Origin of the sequence: Reyranella sp. CPCC 100927, assembly GCF_007859315.1 — a bacterium.
Taxonomy (GTDB): domain Bacteria; phylum Pseudomonadota; class Alphaproteobacteria; order Reyranellales; family Reyranellaceae; genus Vineibacter.
The window spans coordinates 79,755-105,170 of sequence record NZ_VOHA01000012.1 but is presented as its reverse complement, the minus strand read 5'-3'; the positions used below and the strand labels follow the sequence as shown (position 1 = coordinate 105,170).

Below are 25,416 nucleotides of genomic sequence, written 5' to 3'. Positions count from 1 at the left end.
CCGTTCGGAGCGCTGTGCGCCGTGTCTTCTACCGCGCCCGTTCATCCGGCTGTCCATAACCGCCGCCGCCGCAGCTTTCCAACGTCACAACGTCATCCTGCTTCAGGAGCAGGTTCGCTTTGCCGGAGAGTTGTTCCGTTGTGCCATTGCGTTGCAGGGTGATGACATAAGGTTTTCCCGCTTCGCCGCCTTTCAGCCCGAAGGGCGAGATCCGCGTTCGTTCCACGCAGGTGGTAAGCCACATGCTGGGGGCCAGCACACGGTAACTGCGGATCACGCCGTCGCCGCCTTTGAACTGACCGCCCCCGCCGGCGCCGCGGCGGATCGCCTGCCGCTCGATGCGTATCGCATAGTTGGCTTCGATGACCTCGGCCGGCGTATTGGACGTGTTGGTGAGATGCACGCGTGTCGCCGGCACGCCATCGCGGTCATGACGGGCGCCTTCACCGCCGCCGTGCACTTCGTAGAGCATGCGCCAGGACTGGTCCGGGCGTGGTTCGGCGAAGGCCAGCAGCCCGGAGGTTGCCGGGCCGCCTGCCGACAGGCGTTCGGGGATGACGTGTTCCATGGCGCGGAAGACGGCGTCGACCACGCGCATCGATGTCTCGTGGTTGCCGGCGGCCACGGCGGCATTCCAACCGGGCTCGAGGATCGAGCCCGGCCGGGTGATGATGGTGAGTGGCCGCAGTGCCCCGGCATTCTGCTGCATGTCCCGTCCGCTCATGATGCGGGCTGCGTAAGCGACCGCGGAACGGGCGATGAAAGGTGTGGTGTTGCAGAAGTTGGGCACACGATCGCTGCTGCCCGACAGATCGAAGGTGGCTTCGTCGCCCTGGATCTCGATGCGCACGTGGATGCGCGCGGGCGCGCCGTCCGGTCCGCCGTCATCAAGGAAATCTTCACCTTCGTAGACGCCGTCCGGCAGCTCCTGGATGGCGGCCCGCATCTCGGCTTCGGAGAGATCATGCAGCCGCGCCAGCGTGTCGACGAAAATCTGCGTTCCGTGTTGCGCACAGAGCTCGTGAATGCGCCGTTCGGCCGCTCGCGTCGCGGCGAGCTGCGCCATGAGATCGCCTTCGCAAGCCACCGGATCGCGCACATTGGCGAGGATGAAGTCGAGCACCGGCCGGTTCACGCCCTTGGCGCTGGCGATCGGCACCGGCGGAATGCGCATCGCCTCCTGGAATGTGTCCACGGCCTGAGCCAGGTAGCTGCCGGGCCACGTGCCGCCGATGTCCGGCCAGTGGGCCAGGCTCAGCGCGAAGGCAATGAGCCGGCCATCGACATAGACGGGGCGCACCACCTTCGCGTCATTGAGGTGGTTTCCGCCGAGCGCGCCGACATTGTAGATGATCGCATCGCCCTCGCGCATGTCGGCAGCCGAGCAAGCTTTCAGCAGTTCGCGCACTGTGAAAGCCATGGCGCCGAGATGGATCGGGATGTCACGGCCCTGGCCGACCAGGCCGCCGTCTGCATCGGTGATCGCCGATGACAGGTCGCCACCCTCGCGCAGCAGCGGCGACCGTGCCGAGCGGGTCATGACCAGGCTCATTTCCTCCGCGGCAGCCGACAGGCCGTGGCGGATAACCTCAACGACGAAGGGGTCAAGCGAACTCATGCCGCGCTCCTGGTGAGGTAAAGGTTGCCCGTGGCATCCGACCGCGCCTGCCATCCCGGGGACACGACGACAGTGGACCAGGCATCCTCGATGATGGCCGGGCCTTCAACGACTCCCGATAGCGTTTCACGCGGCAGGATCGCGGTCGGTACCGCCGTTGCCCCTACGAAGATGCAATCGCGGCTGCGGGCCTTGACGGGTGGGCGGCCGACATCGGGCCGCGAAAACGGCGTGGACGAGGCCTTCACAGCCTGAATCCGCAGCGATTCGATGACGCAGGGCTCGGCCGTCGCATAGCCGAACAGGTCCTGGTGCCGGCTATGGAAATCGGCCTTCAGCACATGAATGTCGAGCGGCATGGCAAACGGCACGGGCAGGCTGTCGCTTTGAGCGGCATAGCGCATCAGTGCGACATACTCGACGGCGATATCCTTGGCCGCGACGCCGTTGGCGATGAGCGGTGTCGTCGCCTCCCGCACCAGGTCGGCGATACGCTCCGAGAAGGCGCTGGCCGGAAAGTCGTCGAGCGGCATGCGCACGGTGCGTTGCTGCAGGAAGCTGAAGTCGGCCGTGAGGCAGCCCAACGCGGAGAAGGCGCTCGACGCTGCCGGAACGATGATCTCGTTCAGTCCGTATATCTCGGCCAGTCCGGTCGCATGCATCGGCCCGCCGCCGCCGAAGGCCAGCAGCGTGCAGTCGCGCCCATCGACGCCGCGCTCGACCGTCACGCGTCGCAGCGCACGGGCCATGGCGGCGTTGGCGACCCGGAGGATCCCCAATGCGGTCTCGGCGATGCCCAGGTCGAGTGCCTGGGCGATCGGTGCGATGGCGCGGCGTGCCGCCGCGACATCGAGCTGGATCGAGTCGCCCAGCCGCGCCTCGGGGTCGAGATAGCCCAGCACGGCGTTGGCATCGGTGATGGTGGGCTGCGCGCCGCCACGGCCGTAGCAGGCCGGTCCGGGTACGGAGCCGGCGCTTTGCGGACCGACCGTAAGCCCACCGGGGCCCAGCCGCACGATCGAGCCGCCGCCCGCGCCGATCGAATGCACGGCCAGCATCGGTTGGCGCAGCGGCCGACCGCCGATCATGCGCGTATCGGTCATTTCGGCAGCGCCATCGACGATCAGGCAGACATCGGTGGTCGTACCGCCCATGTCGAAGGTCAGCACGCGGGCGCGATTGAGGTCACGCGCGATGCGGGCGGAGGCCGAAACGCCGGCAGCCGGACCCGACATGGCCATGACCAGTGGTCGACGCTTCACGACCGGCACGGGCACCATGGCGCCGGCCGAATGAAATACCTGGAGGCTGGGCCCCAGCGGCAGCTTCTCTTCCAGCTCCGTCAGATATTCGACCGCGATGGGCATGGCTGCCGCGTTGAAGACGGTCGACGACGCGCGCTCGTACTCGCGCGCCTCGGGGTTGATCTCGTGCGATGTGCAGACATGCGGCACGATGCCGGCCAGCCGTTCGGCCAGCATCTTTTCGTGAACCGGGTTGGCGTACGAATGCAGCAGGCTGATCGCGACGCTCTGGATCTCGTTCGCGCGCAGCCAGCCGAGGAGGCGCCGGATCTCGTCCTCGCCCAGCGGCTCGAGCACGACACCCGTGTGATCCAGCCGTTCCTTCAGGCCGAAGCAATAGGCCGGCGGCACCAGCGGCGGCATCTTGGGTGGAACGTCGAGCCGGTAGAGTTCCTGGCGGCGGTAGCGGCCGATCTCCAGGACATCCTCGAAGCCAGCCGTGGCGACCAGCGCCACCTTAGGCAGCCGTTCCTCGACGAGCGCGTTGGTGACCCGCGTGGTGCCGTGCACGAAGCGGCGCACGTCATTGGCGGACAGTCCGACCGCGGCCAAGGCTTCCAGCATGGCGCGCACCGGCGCATCGGGGCGGGACGGCACCTTGGCGATGCGGGTCTCGTTGGTGCCGGTGCGAACGGCGATGATATCGGTGAACGTGCCGCCGATGTCGGTGCCGATGTCCCAGATCCTCTGTTGCAACTGCGTCATCTCCTCGATGTGTGCTCGTCCGTCAGGCTTCGGCTGCCAGGACAGGTTCGGGCTCGAAGTGTGGAATGGCCGCCAGCAGATCGCGCGTGTACGCGGCTTTGGGGGCGGCGAAAAGGCCCTTGCTGGCGCCACTCTCGACGATCTGGCCCTGGCGCATGACGATGATGTGCTCGCACATCATGCGCACCACGTTCAGGTCGTGGCTGACGAACAGAAAGGCCAGCCCTTCATCCCGGCGCAGATCGTCCAGCAGCTTGAGGACGATCGCCTGGACGGAAACGTCGAGTGCGGCGGTCGGCTCGTCGAGCACGAGCAGGCGCGGCTCCACGGCGATCGCACGCGCGATACCGATGCGTGCCTTTTGCCCGCCGGAGAGCTGATGCGGGAAACGCGGCAGGAGGTCAGGCGACAGTCCGCAGCGCTCGGCGCTTTCCGCAACGCGTCGCTGGAGCGCGGTGCCCGTCAGCTTCAGCAGGCGCCGGACGGGATGCGCAATGCAGTCGAAGGCGCTGAACCGCGGGTTGAGGCTGTCGTGCGGATCCTGAAAGACGATCTGGATGTCGCGTCGCAGCGGCGATGCGTGAAAGTCGCGGGCTGGTATGGTCCCAATATCGCTGCCGTTGAACACGATCCGCCCGCCGTCCTGGTCGATCAGCCGGCAGACCATGCGCGAGATCGTGCTCTTGCCGGAGCCGGATTCGCCCACAACGCCCAGGCTCTCGCCCCGCTTCAGGCTGAAGGAGACGTCGCCGACGGCCGTTGCGTTGGCGTAACGTTTGATCAGATTGTGCGCTTCCAGCAGCGGCGCCGTGCTGCCTTCCCGGCGCTCCACGCTTCGTTCAGGCCGGCAACCAGGCCTGTCGGTGGCCGGCATGGCACTCACCAGATCCGCCACGGTGGAGTTGAACGTCGGCGAGGCGGCCACCAGTTTCCGGGTGTATTCATGCTGCGGGTTACGGAACAGCGCTGCCGCCGGCGCCTGTTCCACCATCTTGCCCTGCTGCATCACGGCCACGTCGGCGCAGTATTGCGCGGCAAGGCCAAGATCGTGGGTGATGAGGATCAGCGACATGTTGCGCTCGACGATCAAGCGTGCGAGCAGGTCCATCACCGCTTTCTGCGTCGTGACGTCCAGGCCAGTGGTCGGCTCGTCGGCAATCAGCAGCGCGGGGCTACCGGCGATCGCCATGGCGATCAGAACGCGTTGGCACATGCCGCCGGAGAGCTCACCGGGATAAGCATCGAAGCGATCTTCCGGGATACGCACCGCCTGGAGCAACTCGAGCGCGCGTGCCCGTTGCGCCGCTTTGGGCAGGGCGTGGTGCGCGCCCACTGCGTCCATGATCTGCCGGCCGATGCTTCGGATCGGATTGAGCGCCGAGCGTGGACTTTGGAACACCATCGATACGGCGGCGCCACGCAGGGCCTGCATCTGCGCGGCGTCGGCGCGGGTGATGTCTTGGCCGCGGAACCGGATCTGTCCGCGCGCAATGCGGGCCGATGTGTCGAGCAGCTGCGTTACGGCATAGGCCGTTACCGATTTGCCCGATCCGCTTTCGCCCACGATAGCCAGGGTCTTGCCCGGCGCGACGCTGAACGAAATACCGCGCACGGCCTCAACGATGCCGCCGCGCGTGCTGAACGACACATGCAGATCCTCGACCTGGAGCAGGGGGCCGCTCACGTGCGCATCCTCGGATCGAGGATGTCACGCAGGCCATCGCCCAGCAGATTGAAGCAGAGAACCGCCAGCATCAGCGCCAGACCGGGGAAAGTGACCAGCCACCACTGGCCGGTGCTGATGAAGCGCGCACCCTCGGCCACCATGATGCCCCATTCGGGAGTCGGCGCCTGTACGCCAAGGCCGAGGAAGGAGAGACCTGCTGCATTGAGGATCGCCCAGCCCAGGTTGAGCGAGATCTGCACAGCCATCGTCGGCAGGATATTCGGCAGCAGGAAGTGCAGCACGATCGACATGTGACTGTCGCCGCCGGCGCGCGCCGCCTCGACCCAGCCGGCATTGCGGCGCACATTCACCTCGGCACGCGCGAAGCGGATATAGAAGGGCAGGTTGATGATCGCGGTCGCGATGATGATGTTCTCGACCCGATTGCCCAAGGCCGCGACGAGCGCCATGGCCAGCACGAACAGCGGGAAGGCCATGAGCACGTCGACGATCCGGCCGACCGCGCGATCGAGTCGTCCGCCGCGATAGCCGCAGAAGCTGCCGATCACCGCACCGACCGCAAACGACAGTCCGACGGCGGATGCCGCGATGGCGAGATCAAGCTTTGCCGCGGCAATGAGCCGGCTGAAGATATCGCGCCCCAACTGGTCGGTCCCGGCCCAGTGGGTCAGCGACGGCGGCTGCAGGGCATTGGGCACGTTCGATGCGACTGGATCGAAGGGCGCGATCCAGGGCGACAGGATGGCGACAATCACCATCGCCAGGGCGCCGCCGGCGGCGAAGGTCGTGACCGGGTTGCTGCGCAGCACCCAGCCGGTATGGCGGAGGGTGGCGTTCATTCGATCGATACGCGTGGGTCGGCAATGCCGTAGAGAATGTCGATGGTGAGGTTCACGATCACGAAGAGCACGGCGATCAGCAGCACGAAGCCCTGCACGGGCGCATAGTCGGAGGCGACCAGCGCATCGAGCGCGTAAGATCCGATGCCCGGCCAGGAGAACACTTTCTCGACCAGCACGTTGGCGCCCAGCATGGTCGAGAAGACGATGCCCACGATGGTCAGTACCGGCAGCAGCGCGTTGCGCAGCGCGTAGACCATGATCACGCGCCAGGGCGTCATGCCGATCGACCGCGCGGTGCGGATGAAGTCGCTGCCCAGCACCGTCATGAGGGACGCGCGTGTCATGCGGGCGAGCGGCGCCAGGACGAACAGGGCCATGGTGATCGCCGGCAACAGCAGCTGCGCGGCCGCGGCGCGCAAGCCGGCCAGGTCGCCCACCAGCACGAAATCGATCATCAGGAATCCGGTGATGTCTGGCGGCGCTGCCGCGAAGATGTCCAGGCGGCCGGTCGGATCCGGTGCGATGCCCAGCAGGACGTAGAAGGCATAGATCAGCAGCAGGCCGGACACGAACGTGGGCACGCAGACGCCCAGCGTACAGAGGAAGCGCACGCCATGGTCGATCGGCGAGCCCGGTCTCAGTGCTGCGATGATCCCCAGCGGAAGCGCCAAAGCCAACGCCAGCACCAGGCCACAGAGGCTGAGCTCGAGCGATGCCGGCAGCCGCTCCGCGAGATCGCGCACCACGGGTTGGCCGGTGGTGATCGAGCGTCCGAGATGGCCGGTTGCGATGTCGTAGAGATAGCGAACGAGCTGTTCCGGGATGGGGCGGTCGAGGCCGAGCTGGCGTCGCAGTTCGTCGATCTCCTCCTGCCCGGCGTTGGGGCCCGACGCGAAAAACGCGGCCGGATCGCCCGGCAGTACGCGCATCAGCAGGAACGTGAAGACGACCACGCCCAGCAACGCGGGCAGGGAGGCCACGAACCGCCTCCCGACCCGCCGGCCGATGCTCCGGAACACAGCCATGCTCACGCTCGCCGCAGATCTCGATAATCCACTTGGCGGTGGAACCAATAGGTGAAGCCCTCCATGTTCGGCGCCATCACCGCGTCCTGATTGGGCTGCCACAGCATCAGGGTCGGCTTTTCCTGGGCCACGATCGTGATCATCCGCCTGCAGGCGGCATCGTACTTGGCGGCGTCGGTCTCGAACCGTGCCGCCTGGACCAGCGAGTCGAGCTCGGCATTCTTGTAGCCGCTGAAGTTCCAGCGCTGATCGCCGCTGAAATAGGTGCGAATGAAGTAATCCGGCGCCGGCAGCCAGGCCGTACCCGACTCGATGAAGAACGCCAGGCGCCGCTCGACCGCCATGGTTGTCATCTGCGCATCCGGCATCTTCTGGATCGAGACGTCGATTCCGATCTTGGCAAGCGCTTCCTTGATCAGTGCTGCTGCTGGTTCCGCGGTGGCGGCAGCGCCCGCCGCGAAGGCGAAGGTGGTGGAAAAGCCGCTGGCCATGTCGGCTTCCGCCAGCAGCGCTTTGGCCTGGGCGAGGTCCGTGCGCAGCGGCAGCTTCTGCGGGAATGCAGAACTCGGCGCTTCGCTCCAGTCGGCGCCGAACAATGTCCGGCCGCGACCGAACAATGCCGCCTTGTACATGTCGTCGTAAGGCAGGGCTGCGGCGATGGCCTGGCGTACCTTGACGTTGTCGAACGGTGCCACGCGCGTGTTGAACACGATGCCGGTAAAGCCGTTGGTCTGCGGTATGGCAACCAGCTTCACCTTGCCGCGTGCCTGCAGGGCAGAAATGTCGCTCGCCTGCAAGTCGATCGACAGATCGGCATCGCCACGCTCCAGCAGGTTGGCGCGTGTCGCGGCTTCCGGCACCGTCTGGACGATGATGCGCCGGAAGAACGATGGTTTGCCGTCGGCGCCGCCTTTCCAGGCGTCGTGGCGCCGCAAGATCGTTTGCTGGCCCGGCCGATGGCTTTCGACCATGTAGGCGCCGCCCGCCGCCGTGTTCTCCTTCAGCCAGGCTTGCGCCCACGGATCGTCGGCCGTCGCATGCTTCTTGGCCAGCGTGCTGTTGATCATGGGCGAGAGCGCCGTGCACAGATTGGCCAGGGCGAGGCGGTCCGGTTTGTCCAGCATGACCTCGACCGCGTGGTCCCCCGCGATGCGGAACTGGTCGGGCTTGGTGAGCGAGCCGGTCGCGACCTGCGCGGCGGAGAGCGACTTTGCCGATACGGCGCGATCAAGCGACCATTTGACGTCGGCCGCCGTGACAGGCGTGCCGTCATGCCAGGTCGCGCCCTGGCGAAGGTGGAATGTGAACGCGCGGCCATCCGCCGAGCGGTCGATCTTGTCCGCCAGTTCGCCGCGGATGTTGTCGAAGTCGAAAGTCCAGACCCCGTCAGCCTGTTTGCGCCCGAACGAGGCCAGCCGGTCGTAAATGGCCATGCCGGCGCCGAAGGCCTCGCGGGTCGCGCCCGGTGTGGTCGCATCCAGCGTGTTGATGGTGCCGCCCATGACCTGGCGCAGGGTTTCGGCGCGCGACTGCGCACCGGCGGTGCCCGGCAGCGCCGTGTTGATGACACCGCCAAAGGCAGTTCCCAGGGCGGCTTTCAGGCCGCCGCGACGCGTCAATCCCATGTTTCAGCACCCCCGCGCATGCATATCGTTCTGGCTCATCGGACAGCACAAAGTAAGGGCTATGAAAGGTCCAGATTCGAAGTAAAGGACTGAGCCAGAAGGCGCGAGTGGGGCAAATCAAGCAGAAGACATGCCGGGAAATGCGGTGGAGCGTGCCACGGCAGCCCTGCGACATTCTGCGTCAGCGCTGCTGGCAACAGGAGAAAGGCCCGGAAAGCAGGTGGATCTCGGGCATTGATGGAACAATCGGATCATTTAGTCACTTGATGAAACATATGTTGCAACACTGGCTCGGTGGCGCTACCGTCATTGTCATGCCCGCGGCGCCCCTGCAGGACCGATTGCTGGATACGCTCGACACGTTGCCACCGCAGCTGCGCTCGGCGGCGCGATGGATGCTCGACCACCCTGACGACGTGGCGCTGCTCAGCATGCGGAGCCAGGCCGAGCGCGCCGGCGTGCCGCCCGTCACCATGACGCGGCTGGCCCAGCGCCTGGGTTTCGAGGGCTATGAAAGCGTTCGCGATCTCTACGCCCAAGCCGTGCGACGTCGCGCCATCGGGTTCGCCGACAAGGGCGGTGCGCTGGTGGCGCGCGGCAAGGCCAGCGAGAGCCGGCTGGTGGCCGACATGCTGGCGGCGGCCGCCGGCAACGTGCAGCGCCTGGCCGATGCCGATGTCCTGGCGCAGGTGCATGCGGCCGCCGGTGTGCTGGGCGGCGCGCGCCGCATCTTCGCTCTGGGGCTGCGGTCGAGCTTCAGCGTGGCCTTCCACTTTCAATACGTGGCGTCGTTCGCCGGCGCCGACTGCCATCTGATCGAAGGCGCCGGCGGCACCGGCGCCGATGCCTTGCGCGGCGCCGCCAACGGCGATGCGCTGTTCGCCGTCAGCGTGAAGCCCTATGTGCGTACCACACTCGACCTGGCGCGGCATGCCGCGGCGCGCGGCATGCGCGTCGTGGCGTTGACCGACAGCACGGCCTCGCCGCTGGCGCGGCAGGCGGATGCGGCGATCGTCGTACCCACCGAGTCGCCATCGTTCTTCCACACGATGGTGCCGGCCTTCGCGGTCGCGGAGCTGCTGGTCGCGCTGCTGGCGACGCGTCGCGGCGAGGGTGCGTTGGAGGCGATCGCTGCCACCGAGGCCGAGCTGGCCGCGCTCGATATCTATGCGCTCGGCAGCGAGCGCCGACGGAGCCCGACATGACCCACATCCTGCATCGCCAGATCCGGCAAGACTATCCGCGCGCCGCCACCGCGCGCGGCCTCTATATCCACGACAAGGACGGCAAGGCCTACCTCGACGCCAGCGGCGGCGCGGCCGTCTCGTGCCTGGGCCACGGCCATCCCGACGTGGTGGCGGCGATGCATGCGCAGATCGATACGCTGGCCTATGCCCACACCAGCTTCTTCACGACCGATGCCGCCGAGGAACTGGCCGACGATCTGATCGCGCACGCGCCGGCCGGCATGTCGCATGTCTATCTCGTATCGGGCGGCTCGGAGGCCATCGAAGCGTCGCTGAAGCTGGCGCGACAGTACTTCGTCGAGAAAGGCCAGCCGCAGCGGCGCCACTTCATCGCGCGCCGCCAGAGCTATCACGGCAACACGCTGGGCGCGCTGGCGGTCGGCGGCAACGAATGGCGGCGCAAGCAGTTCCAGCCGCTGCTGATCGAGACCCATCATGTCTCGCCCTGCTACGAATATCGCGGCAGGCGCGACGACGAGACGGCCGAGCAGTATGGCCAGCGCCTGGCCGACGAGCTCGATGCCCAGATCCGCACGCTCGGGCCCGACACGGTGATCGCTTTCGTCGCCGAAACCGTGGTTGGCGCCACATCGGGCGCGGTGCCGCCGGTGCCCGGCTATTTCCGCAAGGTGCGCGAGGTCTGCGACCGTCACGGCGTCCTCTTGATCCTCGATGAGGTGATGAGCGGCATGGGCCGCACCGGCACCCTGCATGCGTGCCAGCAGGAAGGTATTGCACCCGACCTGATGACCATCGCCAAGGGACTGGGCGGCGGCTATGCCGCCATCGGCGCCGTGCTGGTGGGCGGCAAGATCATGGACGCCATCAGCGCCGGCTCCGGGCTGTTCCAGCATGGCCACACCTATATCGGCCATCCCGTGTCATGCGCGGCGGCGCTGGCGGTGCAGCGCGTGATTCGCCGCGACAAGCTGCTGGACAATGTGGTGCGCCAGGGCGACCTGTTGCAGCGTCGCCTGCGCGAGCGTTTCGGCAATCACCACCATGTCGGCGACATCCGCGGCCGCGGCCTGTTCCAGGGGATCGAGCTGGTCGAGGATCGCGGCGAGAAGAAACCGTTCGATCCGGCCGTGAAGCTGAACGCCCGCATCAAGGCCGAAGCGATGGCACGCGGACTGCTGGTATATCCCATGGGCGGCACCATCGATGGCGCGCGGGGCGATCATGTGCTACTGGCGCCTCCCTTTATCGTGCAGCCGCAGGATATCGAGACCATCGTCGAGCGGCTGGGGGGCGCCATCGATGCCGCGATCGCCGGTGTCCGCGGGTAGATTGGGTAACGCAGCCGGCGACACATGCCGGTGCTGATTGCGGAGGAGGGGTGAAATGATCAGGGTATTGGGTGCAACGTCATTGATCGCTGGCCTTATTGCGGCCGGCATGATGATCCCGGGTGCGGCGCAGGCGCAGCAGAAGTTCGTGACCATCGGGACCGGCGGTGTCACCGGCGTCTACTACGCCGCCGGTGGCGCGATCTGCCGCCTGCTGAACAAGGATCGCAAGGCGCACGGCATCCGTTGCTCGGTCGAATCGACCGGCGGGTCGGCCTTCAACATCAACACCATCAAGGCCGGTGAACTCGACTTCGGCCTGGCTCAATCCGACGTGCACTTCAATGCGCTGAAGGGCGAGGGGCCGTTCAAGTCGGGTGGCGCCTATGGCGATCTGCGCTCGGTGTTCTCGGTGCATCCCGAGCCGTTCACGGTCGTGGCGCGCAAGGAAGCCAATATCGGCAAGTTCGAGGACTTCAAGGGCAAGCGCTTCAATGTCGGCAACCCGGGGTCGGGCACGCGCCAGTCGCTCGAGGAGCTGATCGGCGCCCTGGGCTGGAAGCTGTCGGATTTCTCGCTCGCCTCCGAGCTGAAAGCCGACGAGCACGGCCCGGCGTTGTGCGACAACAAGATCGACGGCTTCTTCTACGGGGTCGGCCATCCGTCGGCCAACATCCAGGATCCGACCACGAGCTGCGGCGCCAAGCTGGTGTCGCTGACCGGCCCGGCCGTCGACAAGCTGGTGAAGGACCACAGCTACTACGCCAAGGTGACGATCCCCGCCGGCATGTATGCCAACAATCCGAACCCGACGGAAACCTATGGCGTGCTCGCCACCATGGTGACGTCGGCCAAGACGCCAGACGACGTTGTCTACGCCCTGGTCAAGGCGGTGTTCGAGAACTTCGACGAGTTCAAGAAACTGCACCCTGCGTTCGCCAACCTCGACCCCAAGAACATGGTCAAGGATGGCCTGTCGGCGCCGATGCATCCCGGCGCGGCCAAATACTACAAGGAACGCGGCTGGCTGTAGTCCTGCAAAGCCCTTCTCCCCGCGCTTGCGGGGAGAAGGGAAAATCAACAAGAGAGCGGGGGAAGGTCCATGGTCGCGGAGACGAAAAACGGCACGGGCAATGTGCCGACCGGCGTCGACGTGCACGCGCTCGTCGTCGAGGCCGACATGGGCGGCCGCAAGCCGGGCATCGCCGTTACACGGCTGATCTCGGCGGTCGCCATCGTCTGGTCGCTGTTCCAGCTCTGGTATGCATCGCCCATACCGTTTGAACTGGGCTTCGGCATCTTCAACGATACCGAAGCGCGCTGCTTCCATCTCTCCTTCGCGCTGTTTCTTGCGTTCGCAGCCTATCCCGCCTTCAAGTCCTCGCCGCGCGATCGCGTACCGGTGATCGACTGGATCCTGGCAGCACTGGCCATCGCGGCTGTTCTTTACCTCGTCGTCTTCTACAACGACCTCGCCAGCCGCCCAGGCCTGATCAAGCCGCTGGATATCGTTGCAGCCACAGTGGGAATCGTGTTGCTGCTCGAGGCGTCACGCCGCGCAGAGGGTCCGTGGATGCCGATCGTGTGCATCCTGATGCTGCTCTACGTTTTCGCGGGGCCGTTGCTGCCCGAACTGCTGTCGCACAAGGGCGCGTCCATTGGCCGTGCGGCGTCGCAATTCTGGCTGACGTCGGAGGGCGTGTACGGCGTGGCGCTGGGCGTGTCGACCAGCTTTATCTTCCTGTTCGTGCTCTTTGGTGCCCTGCTCGACAAGGCCGGTGCTGGCAACTACTTCATCCAGCTCGCCTTCTCGCTGCTGGGCCACTACCGCGGCGGTCCGGCCAAGGCTGGCGTCGTATCGTCGGGCATGACCGGCATGATCTCAGGCTCGTCGGTCGCCAACGTGGTCACTACCGGCACCTTCACCATCCCGCTGATGAAGCGCGTCGGCTATAAGCCGACGCAGGCCGCCGCGATCGAGTGCGCTGCCGGCGTCAACGGCCAGATCATGCCGCCGGTCATGGGCGCGGCGGCCTTCATCATGGCCGAGTATGTCGGTATCACCTACGCCGACGTGGTGAAGCACGCCTTCCTGCCGGCGATCATGATCTACGGCGCGCTGTTCTACATCGTCGATATCGAGGCGGTGAAAGCCGGCATGCGCGGCATCCCGCGCACGCACCGCCAGGCCTGGGTGCAGGGCGGCCTGAAAGCGCTGCTGACCTTGGCCGGGTTCGTCATCCTGGCGAGCGTGATCTATTACGGCTTCGGCTGGACCAAACAGGCCTTCGGTGATGCGTCTGGCTGGATCATGGGTGTTGTGTTGATCGCGGGTTACATCGGGCTAGTGGCCTTGCGCGCCAAGAATCCCGACCTGCCAATCGATGATCCGACCAAGGAACTGGTCACTGTACCTGACTTCTATGAAACGGCACGCACGGGCCTGCATTATCTTATACCCGTCTCGGTGCTGATCTGGTGCCTGATGGTCGAGGAACTGTCTCCCGGCCTATCCGCCTTCTGGGGCACCGTCTTTATGGGCGGCCTGGTGCTGACGCAGCGACCCCTGACCGCCTTCTTCCGCAGCGAACGGGATCTGCTGGGACACTGGCGCCAGGGTGCCCGGGAATTCGTGCAGGGCCTCGACGCCGGCGGACGCAACATGGCCGCCGTAGGCATCGCGACGGCGGCGGCCGGCATCATCGTCGGCACCGTGACCCTGACCGGCATCGGCCTGGTGATGGCCGAAATCGTCGAGTTTCTCTCGGCCGGCAACTTCATCGCCATGCTGGTGCTGGTGGCGCTGATCTGCATCGTGCTGGGTACCGGCCTGCCGACGACGGCGAGCTACGTCGTCGTGGCGACGCTGATGGCGCCCGTCGTGGTCGAGGTCGCTTCGCTGAACGACCTCGTGGTGCCGCTGATCGCGGTGCACATGTTTGTCTTCTACTTCGGGCTGATGGCCGACGTATCGCCCCCCGTGGGATTGGCAGCCTATGCCGGTGGTGCCATCGCCGGCGCCGATCCCATGGCCGTGGGCTGGCAGGCGACGATCTATGAAGCGCGCACGGCGCTGCTGCCGTTCATCTTCATCTTCAACAACGAAGTGCTGATGATCGATATCCGCGGGCCGTTGCATTTCCTCATGGTGATCGGCTGCTCGGTGATCGCCATGGGGGCCTTCGTCGCCGCCACGCAACGATGGCTGCTGACCCGCAACCGCTGGTACGAGACGGTGCTGTTGCTGGTGGTGTGCTTCACCCTGTTCCGGCCGTCGTTCTGGCTCGACCGGTTCGTCGATCCCTACGTCACCAAGGGGCCTGAGACGATCCGCACCTTGGCCGACGCCACGCCGGCGGAAGGTGCCTTGCGCCTGCGCTTCGAGACCCAGGATCGCGCCGGTGACGATGTCGAGCGTGTCGTGCGGCTGACGCTGGGGCAGGGGGCGACCGGGCTCGATCGCATCCGGGCCACCGGCGTGACGTTGGCCGATCAGGGCGGCACGTGGGTCGCGCAGACGGTTCGGCTGGGCAGCCAGGCGGCACGGCTGGGCGTCAAGCAGGGCGACGAGGTGAAGGCGGTCATGGTACCGGCCGATCGCATGTCGCCCTACTGGTTCGCGGTGCCGGGGCTGCTCGTGTATGCGTTGATCGTGCTGAACCAGCGCCGCCGGCGACGAGTGGCGGTCGCGTAGGTCTATCCTGACGACGGCGGGGCGCCCGGCGTTCCGTCGCCCACCGCGAGGCGTGCTTCCAGCAGATGCGGATCGGCCAGCAGGGCGGCGCTGGATCCGTCATACACGGCAGTACCGCGGTTGAGTATGACGGCGCGGTCGGTCACGGCCAGCACTTGGCGTGCCTTCTGCTCGACCACGATGGCGGACAGGCCTTCCTCGCGCAGGATGCGGCGCAGGGCTTGCAGCACCTCCTCGACGATGATCGGCGCCAGTCCTTCCAGCGGTTCGTCGAGCAGCACCAGGCGCGGGTTGAGCACCAGGGCCCGCGCGATCGCCAGCATCTGCTGCTCGCCGCCCGAGAGCTGATCGCCGAGGTTGCGCCGCCGCTCGGCCAGCCGCGGAAAGAGGCCGAACACGCGCGTCACGTCCCACGGGCCCGGCCGCCGGATCGCCGTCAGGTTCTCCTCGACCGACAGCGAGCGGAAGATGCTGCGCTCCTGCGGCACCCAGCCGATGCCGGCGCGTGCGCGCCGTTCCGGCGACAGGCGCGTGATGTCGCGACCGGCCAGTCGGATCGTGCCGGCACGCCACCGGGTGAGTCCCAGCAGGCTGGTGATCAAGGTTGTCTTGCCGGCGCCGTTGCGGCCCAGCAGCGCCACCGCCTCGCCTTCGGCCAGCGACAGCGAAATGTCGTCGAGCACGACAGCCTCGGCGTAGCCGGTGCGCAGGCGATCGACGCTCAGCAGCTCAGCCATGCGCCGCCTCGCCGAGATAGACCTCGCGCACGCGTGGGTCGCGGGCCACGTCCTGCGGTGTGCCCTCGACGAACAGCGCGCCGTCGACCAGCACCGAGATGCGCCGCGCGAAACTGAACACCAGGTCCATGTCGTGCTCGATCAGCAGCACGGCGACATCCTCGGGCAGCGCCGCGACGATCGCCAGGATCTCGTGCCGCTCGTCCTCGGGCACGCCGGCAGCCGGCTCGTCGAGCAGCAGCACGCGCGGACCGCCGGCGATCGCGATGGCGATCTCCAGCAGGCGCTGCTTGCCGTAGGGCAGGGTGCCGGCGCGGGTGCGCAGGGAGTCGCCCAGGCCGAAGCGCTGCAGCAGGGCCGTCGCCTCGTCGAGAACGTCGGTGTGCGCGGCGAGCGGGTGCCACCAGCGCCGGCCCAGGCCGCGGCGCTCCGATACCGCCAGCGCCACGGTTTCCAGCGGTGTCATATCGGCAAACAGCTGATTGATCTGGAAGGTGCGCGTGATGCCGCGACGGGCGCGGCCCTGCGGCGGCAGGCCGGTGACGTCGGCGCCGTCGAGAAGGACACGCCCGCCATCCGGCCGCAGCACGCCCGTCAGCAGATTGATCAGCGTGGTCTTGCCGGCGCCGTTGGGACCGATCAGGGCGTGCCGAGCGCCAGCCTCGACACGCAGCGACACGTCGCGCGTGGCCGCCAGCGCACCGAAGCTCTTGCGCAGGCCGACCGTCTCCAGCGCCGCGGTCATGACGGCTGCTCGCCGGCATGTTGGCGCGCGAGCCGGGCCCAGATGCGTCGGGCGCCGGCCGACAGCCGTTCGCGGCCGATCATGACGATGAGCACCAGCACCAGGCCAATCCAGAACTGCCAGTACTGCGGCGTCCACGCCGCCAGTCCATCCTGCATCAGCTTGAAGATCGCGGCCCCGATCAGGCCGCCGTAGAGATAGCCGGAGCCGCCCAGCACCAGGACCAGCAGCACATCGGCCGAGCGATGGAAGTCGAGTACGTCGAGCGACACGAACTGCGTCGTCTGGGCGAGCAGCGCCCCGGCGGCACCGGCGTAAGCGGCGGCGATGGTGTAGACGGTGACCAGCCGCGCGTCGGCGGGGACGCCGACCGCCGTGGCACGCAGCCGGTTGCCCTTGATGGCGCGCAGCGACAGGCCGAACGGCGATCGCACGATGCGGCGCGCGACCAGGAACAGCACCAGCAGTGTCGTGAGGCTGTAGGCGCAGGCGGTGCGGCCGTAGAGGTCGAAGCGGAACAGGCCCAGGAGCGGGCCCATGGTGACGCCCTGCAGGCCGTCGGCGCCGCCGGTGATGGTGTCGAAGCGATTGGCGACCTCCAGCAGCATCAGCGCCACGCCCATGGTCACCATCAGGCGCGTGAGGTCCGAGCCGCGCAGCACCAGGAAGCTGCTGAGAAAGCCGATGACGGCAGCGGCGGCAGAGGCCAGCAGCAGGCCGCTCACCGGCTCGGTCAGGCCATGCTTGGCCAGCAGGCCGGCGGCGTAGGCGCCGACACCGAAAAACGCGGCATGGCCCAGCGACACGATGCCGGCATAGCCCAGCAGCAGATCGAGCGAGAGGGCGAACAGCGCCAGGATCGCGATCTCGTTGATCAGCAGCAGCTTGCTGGGGAACAGCAGTGGTATGGCGATCGCCGCGATCCAGAATACCCACTCCCAGTGACGGCTCGTCATCGCGGCCTCAGCGTGCGCCGCGGCGGGTGAAGAGGCCGTGCGGGCGCCACAGCAGCACGCCGACCATCAGGGCGTAGATCACGAAGGCCCCGAGCTTGGGCATGTAGTACTTGCCGGCGACATCGGCGACGCCGAGCAGGATCGAGGCGAGGAACGGACCGGTGATGCTGGTGGTGCCGCCGACGGTGACCACGATCAGGAAGTAGATCATGAACTTCAACGGGAAGGTCGGATCCAGGCCGAGGATCTCGGCGCCCAGCGCACCGCCCAGTCCCGCCAGCCCTGAGCCGACGGCGAAGGTGAGCGCGAAGATGGCGTTGACGTCGATGCCCAGGCCACGCGCCACCCGCGCATCGTCGACGGCGGCGCGCAGTCGGCTGCCGAAGCGGGTGAAGGCGAGGATCGACTGCAGGATCACCACCAGTGCGCCGCAGACGCCGATGACGAACAGACGGTAGATGCCGACGCTGATGCCGAACACCTCGATGCGCCCCTGCAGGGCCTGCGGCAAGCGGATGATCTGCTGCTGCGCGCCCAGGAAATAGTCGATGGCGGCCACCGCCATGAACACCAGCCCGATGGTGAACAGCACGTGGTCCAGATGCGGGCGGCTGTAGAGATGGACATAGAGCGTTCGCTCGAGCACGGCGCCAACCAGGGCCGTGGCGATGAACGCGATCGGCAGGCACCACAGGAACGGCACGCCCAGCCGGCCCATCAGCAGCACGGTGATGTAGCCGCCGGCCATGGCGAAAGCGCCGTGCGCCAGGTTGACGAAGTTCATCAACCCCAAGGTCACCGCCAGCCCGCACGCCAGCACGAACAGGATCATCCCGTAGGCGAGGCCGTCGAAAAGAATGGTGAGCATGGGGAGTTCCCTTCCCCGCTTGCGCGGAAGGTGGCCGTTTCGGTGCTTCGACGCTTTGCGTCGAAGCACCTGAGCCGGATGGGGAGCCGACGAGGTCTTTGTTGCCAAGACCACGTGGAGGTCCCCTCCGGCCTTCCGGGCCACCTCCCCACTGCGTGGGGAGGATTTCGCTACTTCGCCGCCTTGGCCGGATCCTTCACGGCCTCGAAGGTGGCGAACTCGACGTTGAACAGCTGGCCGTCGACCCTCTCGACTTTGCGCACATAGACGTTCTGCACGATTTCGCGCGTGGCGGGGTCGATCGAGATCGGTCCGCGCGGGCTGGTCCAGGCCATGCCTTTCATCGCCGCCACCAGGGCCTCGCCGTCGGTCTTGCCGGCGGTCTTGGTGAGCGCCTGGTAGATCAGGTGCATGCCGTCCCAGCCGCCCACCGCCATGAAGTTGGGCCGCATGCCGCCCGCGGCCTTGCGGAAGGCCTCGACGAAGGCCTTGTTCTCCGGCGAATTGTGCGCCGTCGAGTAGTGATGGCTGGTGATGGCGCCCAACGCCACGTCACCCATGTCGTTGAGGATGTCGTCATCGGTGACGTCGCCGGTGCCGATCAGCTTGATGCCGGCCTTGTCCAGGCCGCGCTCGGCGAACTGCTTCATCACTGCCGAGCCGGCACCGGACGGCACGAACACGAACAGGGCGTCGGGCTTGGCGTCGGCGGCGCGCTGCAGGAAGGGCGCGAAGTCGGGGTTGCGCAGCGGCACGCGCAGCTTCTCCGGCACGGTGCCGCCGGCTTTGGTGAACAGCTCTTCGAACGTCTTCTCGGCGTCCAGGCCCGGGCCGAAATCGGTGACCAGGGTCACGACTTTCTTGAGTCCGTTCTTGGCGGCCCAGTCGGCGATCGGCAGCGTGTTCTGCGGCAGGGTGAAGCTGGTGCGCACGATGAAGGGCGAGCGCTCGGTGATGATCGACGTGCCGGCCGCCATGATGATCTGCGGCACCTTGGCCTCGGTGGCGATCGGCGCTGTCGCCAGCGCCAGCGGCGTCAGCCCGAAGCCGGCCAGGAAGGCGACCTTGTCGTTGACCACCAGTTCTTGCGCCAGCCGCTTGGTGACGTCGGCGACACCGGTATCGTCCTTGACGATCAGCTCGATCTTCTTGCCCGCCACCGTGGTGCCGTGCTGCGCCATGTAGAGCTTGACCGCGGCTTCGATCTGCCGGCCGGTCGACGCGAACGGACCGGTCATCGGCAGGATGAGGCCGACCTTCACCGTGTCCTGGGCGAAGGCGCCACCGGAGGCCAGTGCCAGTGCGACACTGCCGATGGCACCAAGGACGGCGCGCCTGCGCATGGGTATCCCCCTCACTGATTTGAGTCGTCGGACGCAGCGTAGTCTGAGGCGTGTCGCGAGGGAAGACCGGCACGCAACCATCGCACGGCAGCACTGCACCTGGCGGTGCGCCGGCCGCGTACCAGGCGGGCTAGGCTGGCGGCGCATGTCATCGGGACGTGCGGAGGATAGGCAGACACAATGAAAAGACGGGGTTTGATGAAGACGGCCGGCGCCGGATCGGCAGCGGTCGCCGCGCATGCCGTCGCCGCGCCGGCGATCGCGCAGGAACACCCGGAGGTGCGCTGGCGGCTGACGTCCAGCTTCCCCAAGAACCTGGATATTCCGACCACGGTCATGGACGAGCTCGCGAAGCGGGTCGGCGAACTGACCGGCGGTAAGTTCCAGATCAAGTGGTTCGCGCCGGGCGAGGTCGTCCCCGCCCTGCAGGTGATCGACGCCGTCCAGAACGGCACCGTCGAGGGCGGCTACACCGCCGGTTACTATTATGTCGGCAAGGATCCGGCGTTCTCCTTCGCGACGACGTTGCCGTTCGGCATGAATACCCGCCAGCACAATGCCTGGATCATCGCCGGCGGTGGGCTGGATCTGATCAACGACTTCCTGAAGGACTACAACTGCGTCTATGTGCCGATTGCCCACACCGGCGCGCAGATGGGCGGCTGGTTCCGCCGCGAAATCAAATCGCTGGAAGACCTCAAGGGTCTGAAGTTCCGGATCGCCGGCTTTGCCGGCCAGGTCCTGAGCCGGCTGGGCGTGGTGCCGCAGCAGATCGCCGGCGGCGACATCTATCCGGCGCTGGAAAAGGGCACCATCGACGCCGCCGAGTGGGTCGGCCCCTATGACGACGAGAAGCTCGGCTTCGCCAAGGTCGCCAAGTACTACTACTACCCCGGCTGGTGGGAGGGTTGCACCCAGACCGGCCTGTATCTCAGCCTGAAGGAATGGGAGAAGCTGCCGTCGAGCTATCGAACCGCCATTCAGGCGGTGGCCAGCGAGCAGATGAACTGGGTGTTGGCCAAGTATGATTCCGGCAGCCCGGGCGCGCTGCGCCGCCTGGTTGCGTCCGGCGCCGAATTGCGGCCCTTCCCGCGCGAGGTGATGTCGGCCGCCTACGACATTGCGTTCGATCTCTACGACGAGATCGGGGCCAAGAATCCCAAGTTCAAGAAGATCTTCGAGTCGTGGAAGCCGTTCCGCGACGAGCAGTACCTGTGGTTCCGCGTCGCCGAGAACACGTTCGACAACTTCGTGTTCTCCCAGCAGGCCAGCAAGAAGCGCTGACGGGCGATGGACTATTCACCTCTCCCCGCTCTCGCGGGGAGAGGTGCCAGAGTGCATGACAGACCTGGGAGAGAAGCAGCGATGCAGGCGGATTACGTGATCATCGGTGCCGGCTCGGCCGGATGCGTGCTGGCCAACCGGCTGAGCGAGGATGGCGCCCGCGTCGTGCTGCTGGAGGCCGGCCCGCGCGACCGGAACCCCTGGATCCACGTGCCGGCCGGCGTGCTGAAGCTGCTGCGCAATCCCGCCGTGAACTGGAACTACGGCACCGAACCCGAGGCCGGCACCGCCGACCGCTCGATCCACTGGCCACGCGGGCGCGTGCTGGGCGGCAGCAGCTCGATCAACGGCATGCTCTACATCCGCGGCAATGCAGCGGACTATGACAGTTGGGCGCAGCGCGGTTGCCGTGGGTGGGGCTGGGACGATGTGCTGCCTTATTTCATGAAGTCGGAGAACTATGTGTCGGGCGACGGTCCCAACCGCGCCAAGGGCGGCCCGCTGCAGGTCGAGGATTACCGCACCACCCTGCCGTTGACGCATCGCTTTGTCGAAGCCGCCCAGCAGGCCGGCTTTGCACTCACGCCCGACCTCAACGGGCCGCAGCAGGAGGGCGTCGGCTACTCCCAGATGTCGCGCAACGGCCGCTTCCGCGGCTCGACGGCCACGACGTTCCTGCGGGCAGCGCGGGGGCGGACCAACCTGCACGTCGAGACCAATGCCGTTGCGACGCGGTTGCTGTTCGATGGCAAGCGGTGCACCGGCGTCGCCATTCGCCAGGACGGTGCCGAGCGCCAGATTCACGCGGCGCGCGAGGTGATCCTCTCGGGTGGCACGGTGAACTCGCCGCACCTGCTGCAGATATCGGGCGTCGGACCGGGATCACACCTGCAATCGATCGGCGTTGCCGTCGCGCACGACGTGCCCGGTGTCGGCGCCAATCTCTCCGATCACTACTGCGCGCGGGTTTCGCAGCGCGTCAAAGGTGCCGTGTCGATCAACGAGCTGTCGCGCGGCTTGCGGCTGGCCGGCGAGGTGGCGCGCTGGCTGACCGTGGGGCGCGGCGCGCTCACCTTCGGCGTCAGCAGTGCCATGGTCCTGTGCCGCAGCCGCGAGGGACTGGCCAGTCCCGACATCCAGCTCCTGTTCTCGCCGGCCAGCTACGATCAGCAGCGCTTCGGTGATCTGGAACGCACGCCCGGCATGACCATCGCCTGCTCGATCGCGCGGCCGGAAAGCCGCGGTACGATCATGGCTGCCTCGGCCGACCCGCTGGCGCGCCCCGTCATCCGGCCGAACTACCTCTCGGTGCCGGCCGATATGCAGGTGCTGATCGCCGGCATCCGCCATGCGCGGCGTATCTTCGCCGCACCGGCGTTCGCACCGCACCGCGTCGAGGAAACGGTGCCCGGACGGCAGGTCGAGTCGGATGACGCCCTGGCCGACTTCGCGCGCCGCACGGGCAACACCGTCTATCATCCGGTCGGCACCTGTCGCATGGGCGAGGATCCCATGGCGGTCGTCGATTCCCGCCTGCGGGTTCGCGGCATCGAGCGACTGCGTGTGATCGATGCGTCGATCATGCCCAGCGTCACGACCACCAACACCAACGCGCCCACCATCATGATCGCCGAGAAGGGGGCCGCCATGATCCGCGAGGATGCCAAGGCGGCGTAGTGCGTCCTGGGAGCACGGTCGCCCCGCCGGCATTTTTTCAGGCGAGAGCGTCGCGTTCGTCGCTGCGCGTGGTGCGCTGGCATGAGCAGGCCAGAGGCCCGCGCTTTCAGGCCTTCGATCTGGTGGGTCACTCAAGCTGCGGTTCGGATGAGACCCGGCGTCGACATGTGGCCGATGTCGTAGGCCTGCAGGCCGTCGCGGGCCGCGACCGCGCGGACCTCGCCCCACAGCCGCAGGCGCACGCGGGTCCAGGTCGCGGGCTCGAAAGCGGTCACCGATCCCAGGACGCCATCGCGCTCGACATCGGCGACGGCGTCATCGCTCTCACGCCGGCGCAGGTCGGCGAGCGCGGCATGGGGCGCGATGGGGGCGACCTCGCGTGTGGCGAACACAGCGCGATGGATCTCGGGCGACAGTTGTGCCTGCCACACCGACCACGTTCTGACCACGGGCCAGCCGAAGGACTGCGTCACGCCGACGAAGCCGGGACCGCACAGAAACGCGTTCATTCCGGCGGTGCTGTTCCACACGTAGAAGGGCGCGTAGAGATTCTCGACGCTCTGCAGTTGCCCCTTGCGGCGGCTGGCGAACAGATAGGCCTTGAACCGCAGATCGGGAAAGTCATCCAGCAGGTGACCTTTCTCGGCCACCCGTCGTTCGATGATCGACATATCGTAGTCGGCGGGGAGCACGAAGCTGTACTGCATCGCGATCATGATCGGCTCCGTTCGTAACAAGCATCTCGGGGCAAACCTGGTGATTGCCGATATATTTGAAAAATTTATATTTCAAAACAAACATATTTCTAATATTAATCTATTTCGCAGCCCGCGAATCGGTAGGGGCCCGTGAACACCGCTGCCAGATCCATCGAGGCGACACGTGTGAATCTCGACATGGCGCTGTTGCGCACGTTCGTCGCCGTCGTCGACCTGGGCGGCGTGGCGCGCGCGGCGCAGCGCGTGGGACGCTCGCAGCCCGCCGTGAGCCTGCAGCTCAGGCGGCTCGAGGAGGTCACCGGCGCGCCGCTGTTCCAGAAGAACGGCCGCGGCCTGGCCCTGACCGAGGGCGGCGACGTGCTGCTGGCCTATGCGCGCCGCTTGCTGGAGCTGAACGACGAAACGGTGGCGGCGGTCACGACGTTGCGGCTGGCCGGTTCCGTGCGCCTGGGAATTTCGCAGGACTTCGCCGATGGTTGGCTGACGAAAATCCTTGCCCGCTTCGCGCGCGCCCATCCGTCGATCGTCATCGAAGTGAAAGCCGACCGCAACGCGGTTCTCCTCGACGCGCTGGCGCGCCAGCAGCTCGATTTCGCCCTGACGTTCGGCGACAAGAACGCACGCGGCGCCATCGCTCTCGGCCGCGTTCCCATGGTCTGGATCGGTTCGAGCGACCGGTCCTGGCAGGGCGCCGATCACATCCCGCTGGTGCTGTTCGAGCCCCCGTGCGAGTTCCGGCGCGTGGCGGTGCAGACTCTTGAAGCGAAAAGGCTGCCGTGGCGTCTCGCCTTTTCGAGCCCCAGTCTTTCCAGCCAATGGTCGGCGGTCGAAGCGGGGTTGGGCGTTTCGGTGCGTACGCCGATCGGGTTGCGATCGCCGCTGATCATCCTGGGAGACCAGGACGGCCTGCCGCCGCTGTCGTCCGGCAGTCTCCGCCTGCTGCTGCACCACGCCGAGGGAAAGCAGAGTACGGCAGCGCGCAAGCTGCAGGACATTCTGATCACCACGATCCGCGAAAAACTCGAAGCTGACATCGGCCGTGCTTGAAATAGTCGTTGTCGTTCAGTCGCATCATCGACTCGCTCGATGATGCGCACGACACTGGACATGGAAATGACACGGCTATCCACGGCCGCCATGACTAAGGTCCGCACACCCAACGCCGGTCCGCAGCGTGGAGTGTGGTGTGCGAGATCTTCCCAAGCGGTGGCGCCACTGGTACCACCCGCATCGTCTGATCGGCCGGTTCCCGGTCATGCGGCGCGCCTACAGCTGGCTTGCAGCGCACGCGGCCAAGCCACAGCTGCTGCCCGGGGTAGGTGAGTCGGACACCCTCTTTCCCGCTCTCGCGTCCCGTGTGTCCGCCGCCGCGTTGCGCCAGCGCGGCCTGTACGCGGGACTGCGTCTGCCGGCCGACATGGTGGCGGCGATCGTCGGCTTTGCCGAGCAGGCGTCCTGTACGCGCCCCGGCATCGATGAGCAATTTCGTTATGTCGACATCCGCCATGGCAGGCTGGCCGACGGCCAGCCCGTGCCGGTAGCGGATATGCGGCAGCCGACGGATTGCACCGCCGTGACGATCATCCGCGGTGATCCGGGATTGCGCGAGGCCGCGTCGGCGTTTCTGGGATATCAGCCGCCGCCACCGCGCGTACGCCTGTTCTGGAGTTTCGCCGGTGCGCTTTCCGATGATGCGCGCCGTGCCTTGGGCCAGACGATCGACTTCCACTACGATGTGCCGTGGTTCAACGGGCTCTATGCCTATTTCTATCTGACACCCAGTGATCGGCACTCCGGTGCGCACGTCATGGTTCCCGGCTCCGCCCGTGACAAACCGCTCCGGTTCGTGCTCGCCTCCGCCTTTCGCGATGAGGCCGCGTTGGCGGCGTACTATGGCGCGGATCGCCAGATCGTCGTCGAAGGTCCCGCCGGCTTCGGTTTCCTCGAGGATCCCTTCGGTTTTCACAAGGCGTTGCCGCCGGAACGGCACGATCGGTTGGTGCTGCAGCTGCGCTATGGCTGATATCGGAATAGTCATTCACGGGATGTGG

The 25,416-nt window shown here is 66.6% G+C and carries 20 protein-coding genes; 8 read left to right on the top strand and 12 right to left on the bottom strand.

The genetic code is table 11. The features are described 5' to 3' along the window. Positions 1–28: 28 nt before the first annotated feature. Genes FQU96_RS26890 through FQU96_RS26865 form a run of 6 tightly spaced genes read right to left on the bottom strand, consistent with a single transcriptional unit; the run spans position 29 to position 8,806 of the window. Positions 29–1,618: a hydantoinase B/oxoprolinase family protein gene (locus tag FQU96_RS26890; protein WP_146544451.1), complete on the bottom strand. Its 1,590-nt coding sequence runs from the start codon at positions 1,616–1,618 to the stop codon at positions 29–31. Next, positions 1,615–3,627, bottom strand: a complete 2,013-nt coding sequence (locus FQU96_RS26885) for a hydantoinase/oxoprolinase family protein (protein ID WP_146544450.1) — start codon at positions 3,625–3,627, stop codon at positions 1,615–1,617. The genes FQU96_RS26890 and FQU96_RS26885 overlap by 4 nt, the downstream gene beginning before the upstream one ends. 22 nt (positions 3,628–3,649) lie before the next feature. After that, on the bottom strand, positions 3,650–5,311 hold the full coding sequence (locus FQU96_RS26880; protein WP_146544449.1) for an ABC transporter ATP-binding protein: 1,662 nt from the start codon (positions 5,309–5,311) through the stop codon (positions 3,650–3,652). Then, complete coding sequence (locus tag FQU96_RS26875; RefSeq protein WP_146544448.1) at positions 5,308–6,153, bottom strand: ABC transporter permease; 846 nt, start codon at positions 6,151–6,153, stop codon at positions 5,308–5,310. Before FQU96_RS26875 ends, FQU96_RS26880 begins: the two co-directional genes overlap by 4 nt. Further along, a complete protein-coding gene (locus FQU96_RS26870) occupies positions 6,150–7,181 on the bottom strand; it encodes an ABC transporter permease (protein ID WP_146544447.1) in 1,032 nt (343 codons plus the stop codon). Before FQU96_RS26870 ends, FQU96_RS26875 begins: the two co-directional genes overlap by 4 nt. 2 nt (positions 7,182–7,183) lie before the next feature. Next, entirely contained in the window at positions 7,184–8,806 is a 1,623-nt protein-coding gene (locus FQU96_RS26865) for an ABC transporter substrate-binding protein (protein WP_146544446.1), read from the bottom strand. Between the two features lie 266 nt (positions 8,807–9,072). On the opposite strand from FQU96_RS26865, the gene FQU96_RS26860 reads away from it, so the two are divergent. From FQU96_RS26860 to FQU96_RS26845, 4 genes are all read left to right on the top strand, one after another. Beyond that, positions 9,073–10,011, top strand: coding sequence for a MurR/RpiR family transcriptional regulator (locus tag FQU96_RS26860; protein ID WP_255468577.1), 939 nt, complete (start codon positions 9,073–9,075; stop codon positions 10,009–10,011). Continuing rightward, entirely contained in the window at positions 10,008–11,342 is a 1,335-nt protein-coding gene (locus tag FQU96_RS26855; RefSeq protein WP_146544445.1) for an aspartate aminotransferase family protein, read from the top strand. The genes FQU96_RS26860 and FQU96_RS26855 overlap by 4 nt, the downstream gene beginning before the upstream one ends. Before the next feature lie 55 nt (positions 11,343–11,397). After that, positions 11,398–12,375 (top strand): TAXI family TRAP transporter solute-binding subunit, encoded by a 978-nt coding sequence (locus FQU96_RS26850; protein WP_146544444.1) that lies wholly within the window; start codon positions 11,398–11,400, stop codon positions 12,373–12,375. A 69-nt stretch (positions 12,376–12,444) separates the two neighbouring features. Beyond that, entirely contained in the window at positions 12,445–15,036 is a 2,592-nt protein-coding gene (locus FQU96_RS26845; RefSeq protein ID WP_146544443.1) for a TRAP transporter permease, read from the top strand. Between the two features lie 2 nt (positions 15,037–15,038). On the opposite strand, the gene FQU96_RS26840 is transcribed toward FQU96_RS26845, so the two are convergent. From FQU96_RS26840 to FQU96_RS26820, 5 genes are all read right to left on the bottom strand, one after another. Next, on the bottom strand, positions 15,039–15,773 hold the full coding sequence (locus FQU96_RS26840; protein ID WP_146544442.1) for an ABC transporter ATP-binding protein: 735 nt from the start codon (positions 15,771–15,773) through the stop codon (positions 15,039–15,041). Further along, complete coding sequence (locus FQU96_RS26835; protein WP_146544441.1) at positions 15,766–16,518, bottom strand: ABC transporter ATP-binding protein; 753 nt, start codon at positions 16,516–16,518, stop codon at positions 15,766–15,768. Before FQU96_RS26835 ends, FQU96_RS26840 begins: the two co-directional genes overlap by 8 nt. Next, positions 16,515–17,474, bottom strand: a complete 960-nt coding sequence (locus FQU96_RS26830) for a branched-chain amino acid ABC transporter permease (protein ID WP_146544440.1) — start codon at positions 17,472–17,474, stop codon at positions 16,515–16,517. The genes FQU96_RS26835 and FQU96_RS26830 overlap by 4 nt, the downstream gene beginning before the upstream one ends. A gap of 7 nt (positions 17,475–17,481) precedes the next feature. Next, entirely contained in the window at positions 17,482–18,342 is an 861-nt protein-coding gene (locus FQU96_RS26825) for a branched-chain amino acid ABC transporter permease (protein ID WP_146544439.1), read from the bottom strand. Between the two features lie 170 nt (positions 18,343–18,512). Then, the gene (locus FQU96_RS26820; protein WP_146544438.1) at positions 18,513–19,685 is read right to left on the bottom strand and encodes an ABC transporter substrate-binding protein; all 1,173 of its coding nucleotides are present in this window, start codon (positions 19,683–19,685) and stop codon (positions 18,513–18,515) included. Positions 19,686–19,865: 180 nt separating this feature from the next. Between FQU96_RS26820 and FQU96_RS26815 the strand changes: the two genes are divergently transcribed. Further along, the gene (locus FQU96_RS26815; RefSeq protein ID WP_146544437.1) at positions 19,866–20,969 is read left to right on the top strand and encodes a TRAP transporter substrate-binding protein; all 1,104 of its coding nucleotides are present in this window, start codon (positions 19,866–19,868) and stop codon (positions 20,967–20,969) included. A gap of 81 nt (positions 20,970–21,050) precedes the next feature. After that, positions 21,051–22,646, top strand: a complete 1,596-nt coding sequence (locus tag FQU96_RS26810) for a GMC family oxidoreductase (RefSeq protein ID WP_146544436.1) — start codon at positions 21,051–21,053, stop codon at positions 22,644–22,646. Between the two features lie 131 nt (positions 22,647–22,777). Here the strand turns inward: FQU96_RS26810 and FQU96_RS26805 are convergent, their stop codons facing one another. After that, entirely contained in the window at positions 22,778–23,362 is a 585-nt protein-coding gene (locus tag FQU96_RS26805) for a DUF4865 family protein (RefSeq protein ID WP_146544435.1), read from the bottom strand. A 132-nt stretch (positions 23,363–23,494) separates the two neighbouring features. Between FQU96_RS26805 and FQU96_RS26800 the strand changes: the two genes are divergently transcribed. Together FQU96_RS26800 and FQU96_RS26795 are read left to right on the top strand one after the other, a co-directional pair. Beyond that, entirely contained in the window at positions 23,495–24,412 is a 918-nt protein-coding gene (locus tag FQU96_RS26800; protein WP_255468576.1) for a LysR substrate-binding domain-containing protein, read from the top strand. A gap of 139 nt (positions 24,413–24,551) precedes the next feature. Beyond that, entirely contained in the window at positions 24,552–25,388 is an 837-nt protein-coding gene (locus FQU96_RS26795) for a hypothetical protein (protein ID WP_146544434.1), read from the top strand. Positions 25,389–25,416: the final 28 nt, after the last annotated feature.

Bases quoted from the DNA above. Each gene is read 5' to 3' on its own strand.
- FQU96_RS26840 (WP_146544442.1), bottom strand. From the start codon at position 15,773: ATGGCTGAGCTGCTGAGCGTCGATCGCCTGCGCACCGGCTACGCCGAG.
- FQU96_RS26845 (WP_146544443.1), top strand. From the start codon at position 12,445: ATGGTCGCGGAGACGAAAAACGGCACGGGCAATGTGCCGACCGGCGTC.
- FQU96_RS26810 (WP_146544436.1), top strand. From the start codon at position 21,051: ATGCAGGCGGATTACGTGATCATCGGTGCCGGCTCGGCCGGATGCGTG.
- FQU96_RS26850 (WP_146544444.1), top strand. From the start codon at position 11,398: ATGATCAGGGTATTGGGTGCAACGTCATTGATCGCTGGCCTTATTGCG.
- FQU96_RS26860 (WP_255468577.1), top strand. From the start codon at position 9,073: ATGAAACATATGTTGCAACACTGGCTCGGTGGCGCTACCGTCATTGTC.
- FQU96_RS26870 (WP_146544447.1), bottom strand. From the start codon at position 7,181: ATGGCTGTGTTCCGGAGCATCGGCCGGCGGGTCGGGAGGCGGTTCGTG.
- FQU96_RS26805 (WP_146544435.1), bottom strand. From the start codon at position 23,362: ATGATCGCGATGCAGTACAGCTTCGTGCTCCCCGCCGACTACGATATG.
- FQU96_RS26815 (WP_146544437.1), top strand. From the start codon at position 19,866: ATGAAAAGACGGGGTTTGATGAAGACGGCCGGCGCCGGATCGGCAGCG.
- FQU96_RS26865 (WP_146544446.1), bottom strand. From the start codon at position 8,806: ATGGGATTGACGCGTCGCGGCGGCCTGAAAGCCGCCCTGGGAACTGCC.
- FQU96_RS26885 (WP_146544450.1), bottom strand. From the start codon at position 3,627: ATGACGCAGTTGCAACAGAGGATCTGGGACATCGGCACCGACATCGGC.
- FQU96_RS26835 (WP_146544441.1), bottom strand. From the start codon at position 16,518: ATGACCGCGGCGCTGGAGACGGTCGGCCTGCGCAAGAGCTTCGGTGCG.
- FQU96_RS26825 (WP_146544439.1), bottom strand. From the start codon at position 18,342: ATGCTCACCATTCTTTTCGACGGCCTCGCCTACGGGATGATCCTGTTC.
- FQU96_RS26875 (WP_146544448.1), bottom strand. From the start codon at position 6,153: ATGAACGCCACCCTCCGCCATACCGGCTGGGTGCTGCGCAGCAACCCG.
- FQU96_RS26830 (WP_146544440.1), bottom strand. From the start codon at position 17,474: ATGACGAGCCGTCACTGGGAGTGGGTATTCTGGATCGCGGCGATCGCC.
- FQU96_RS26890 (WP_146544451.1), bottom strand. From the start codon at position 1,618: ATGAGTTCGCTTGACCCCTTCGTCGTTGAGGTTATCCGCCACGGCCTG.
- FQU96_RS26820 (WP_146544438.1), bottom strand. From the start codon at position 19,685: ATGCGCAGGCGCGCCGTCCTTGGTGCCATCGGCAGTGTCGCACTGGCA.
- FQU96_RS26855 (WP_146544445.1), top strand. From the start codon at position 10,008: ATGACCCACATCCTGCATCGCCAGATCCGGCAAGACTATCCGCGCGCC.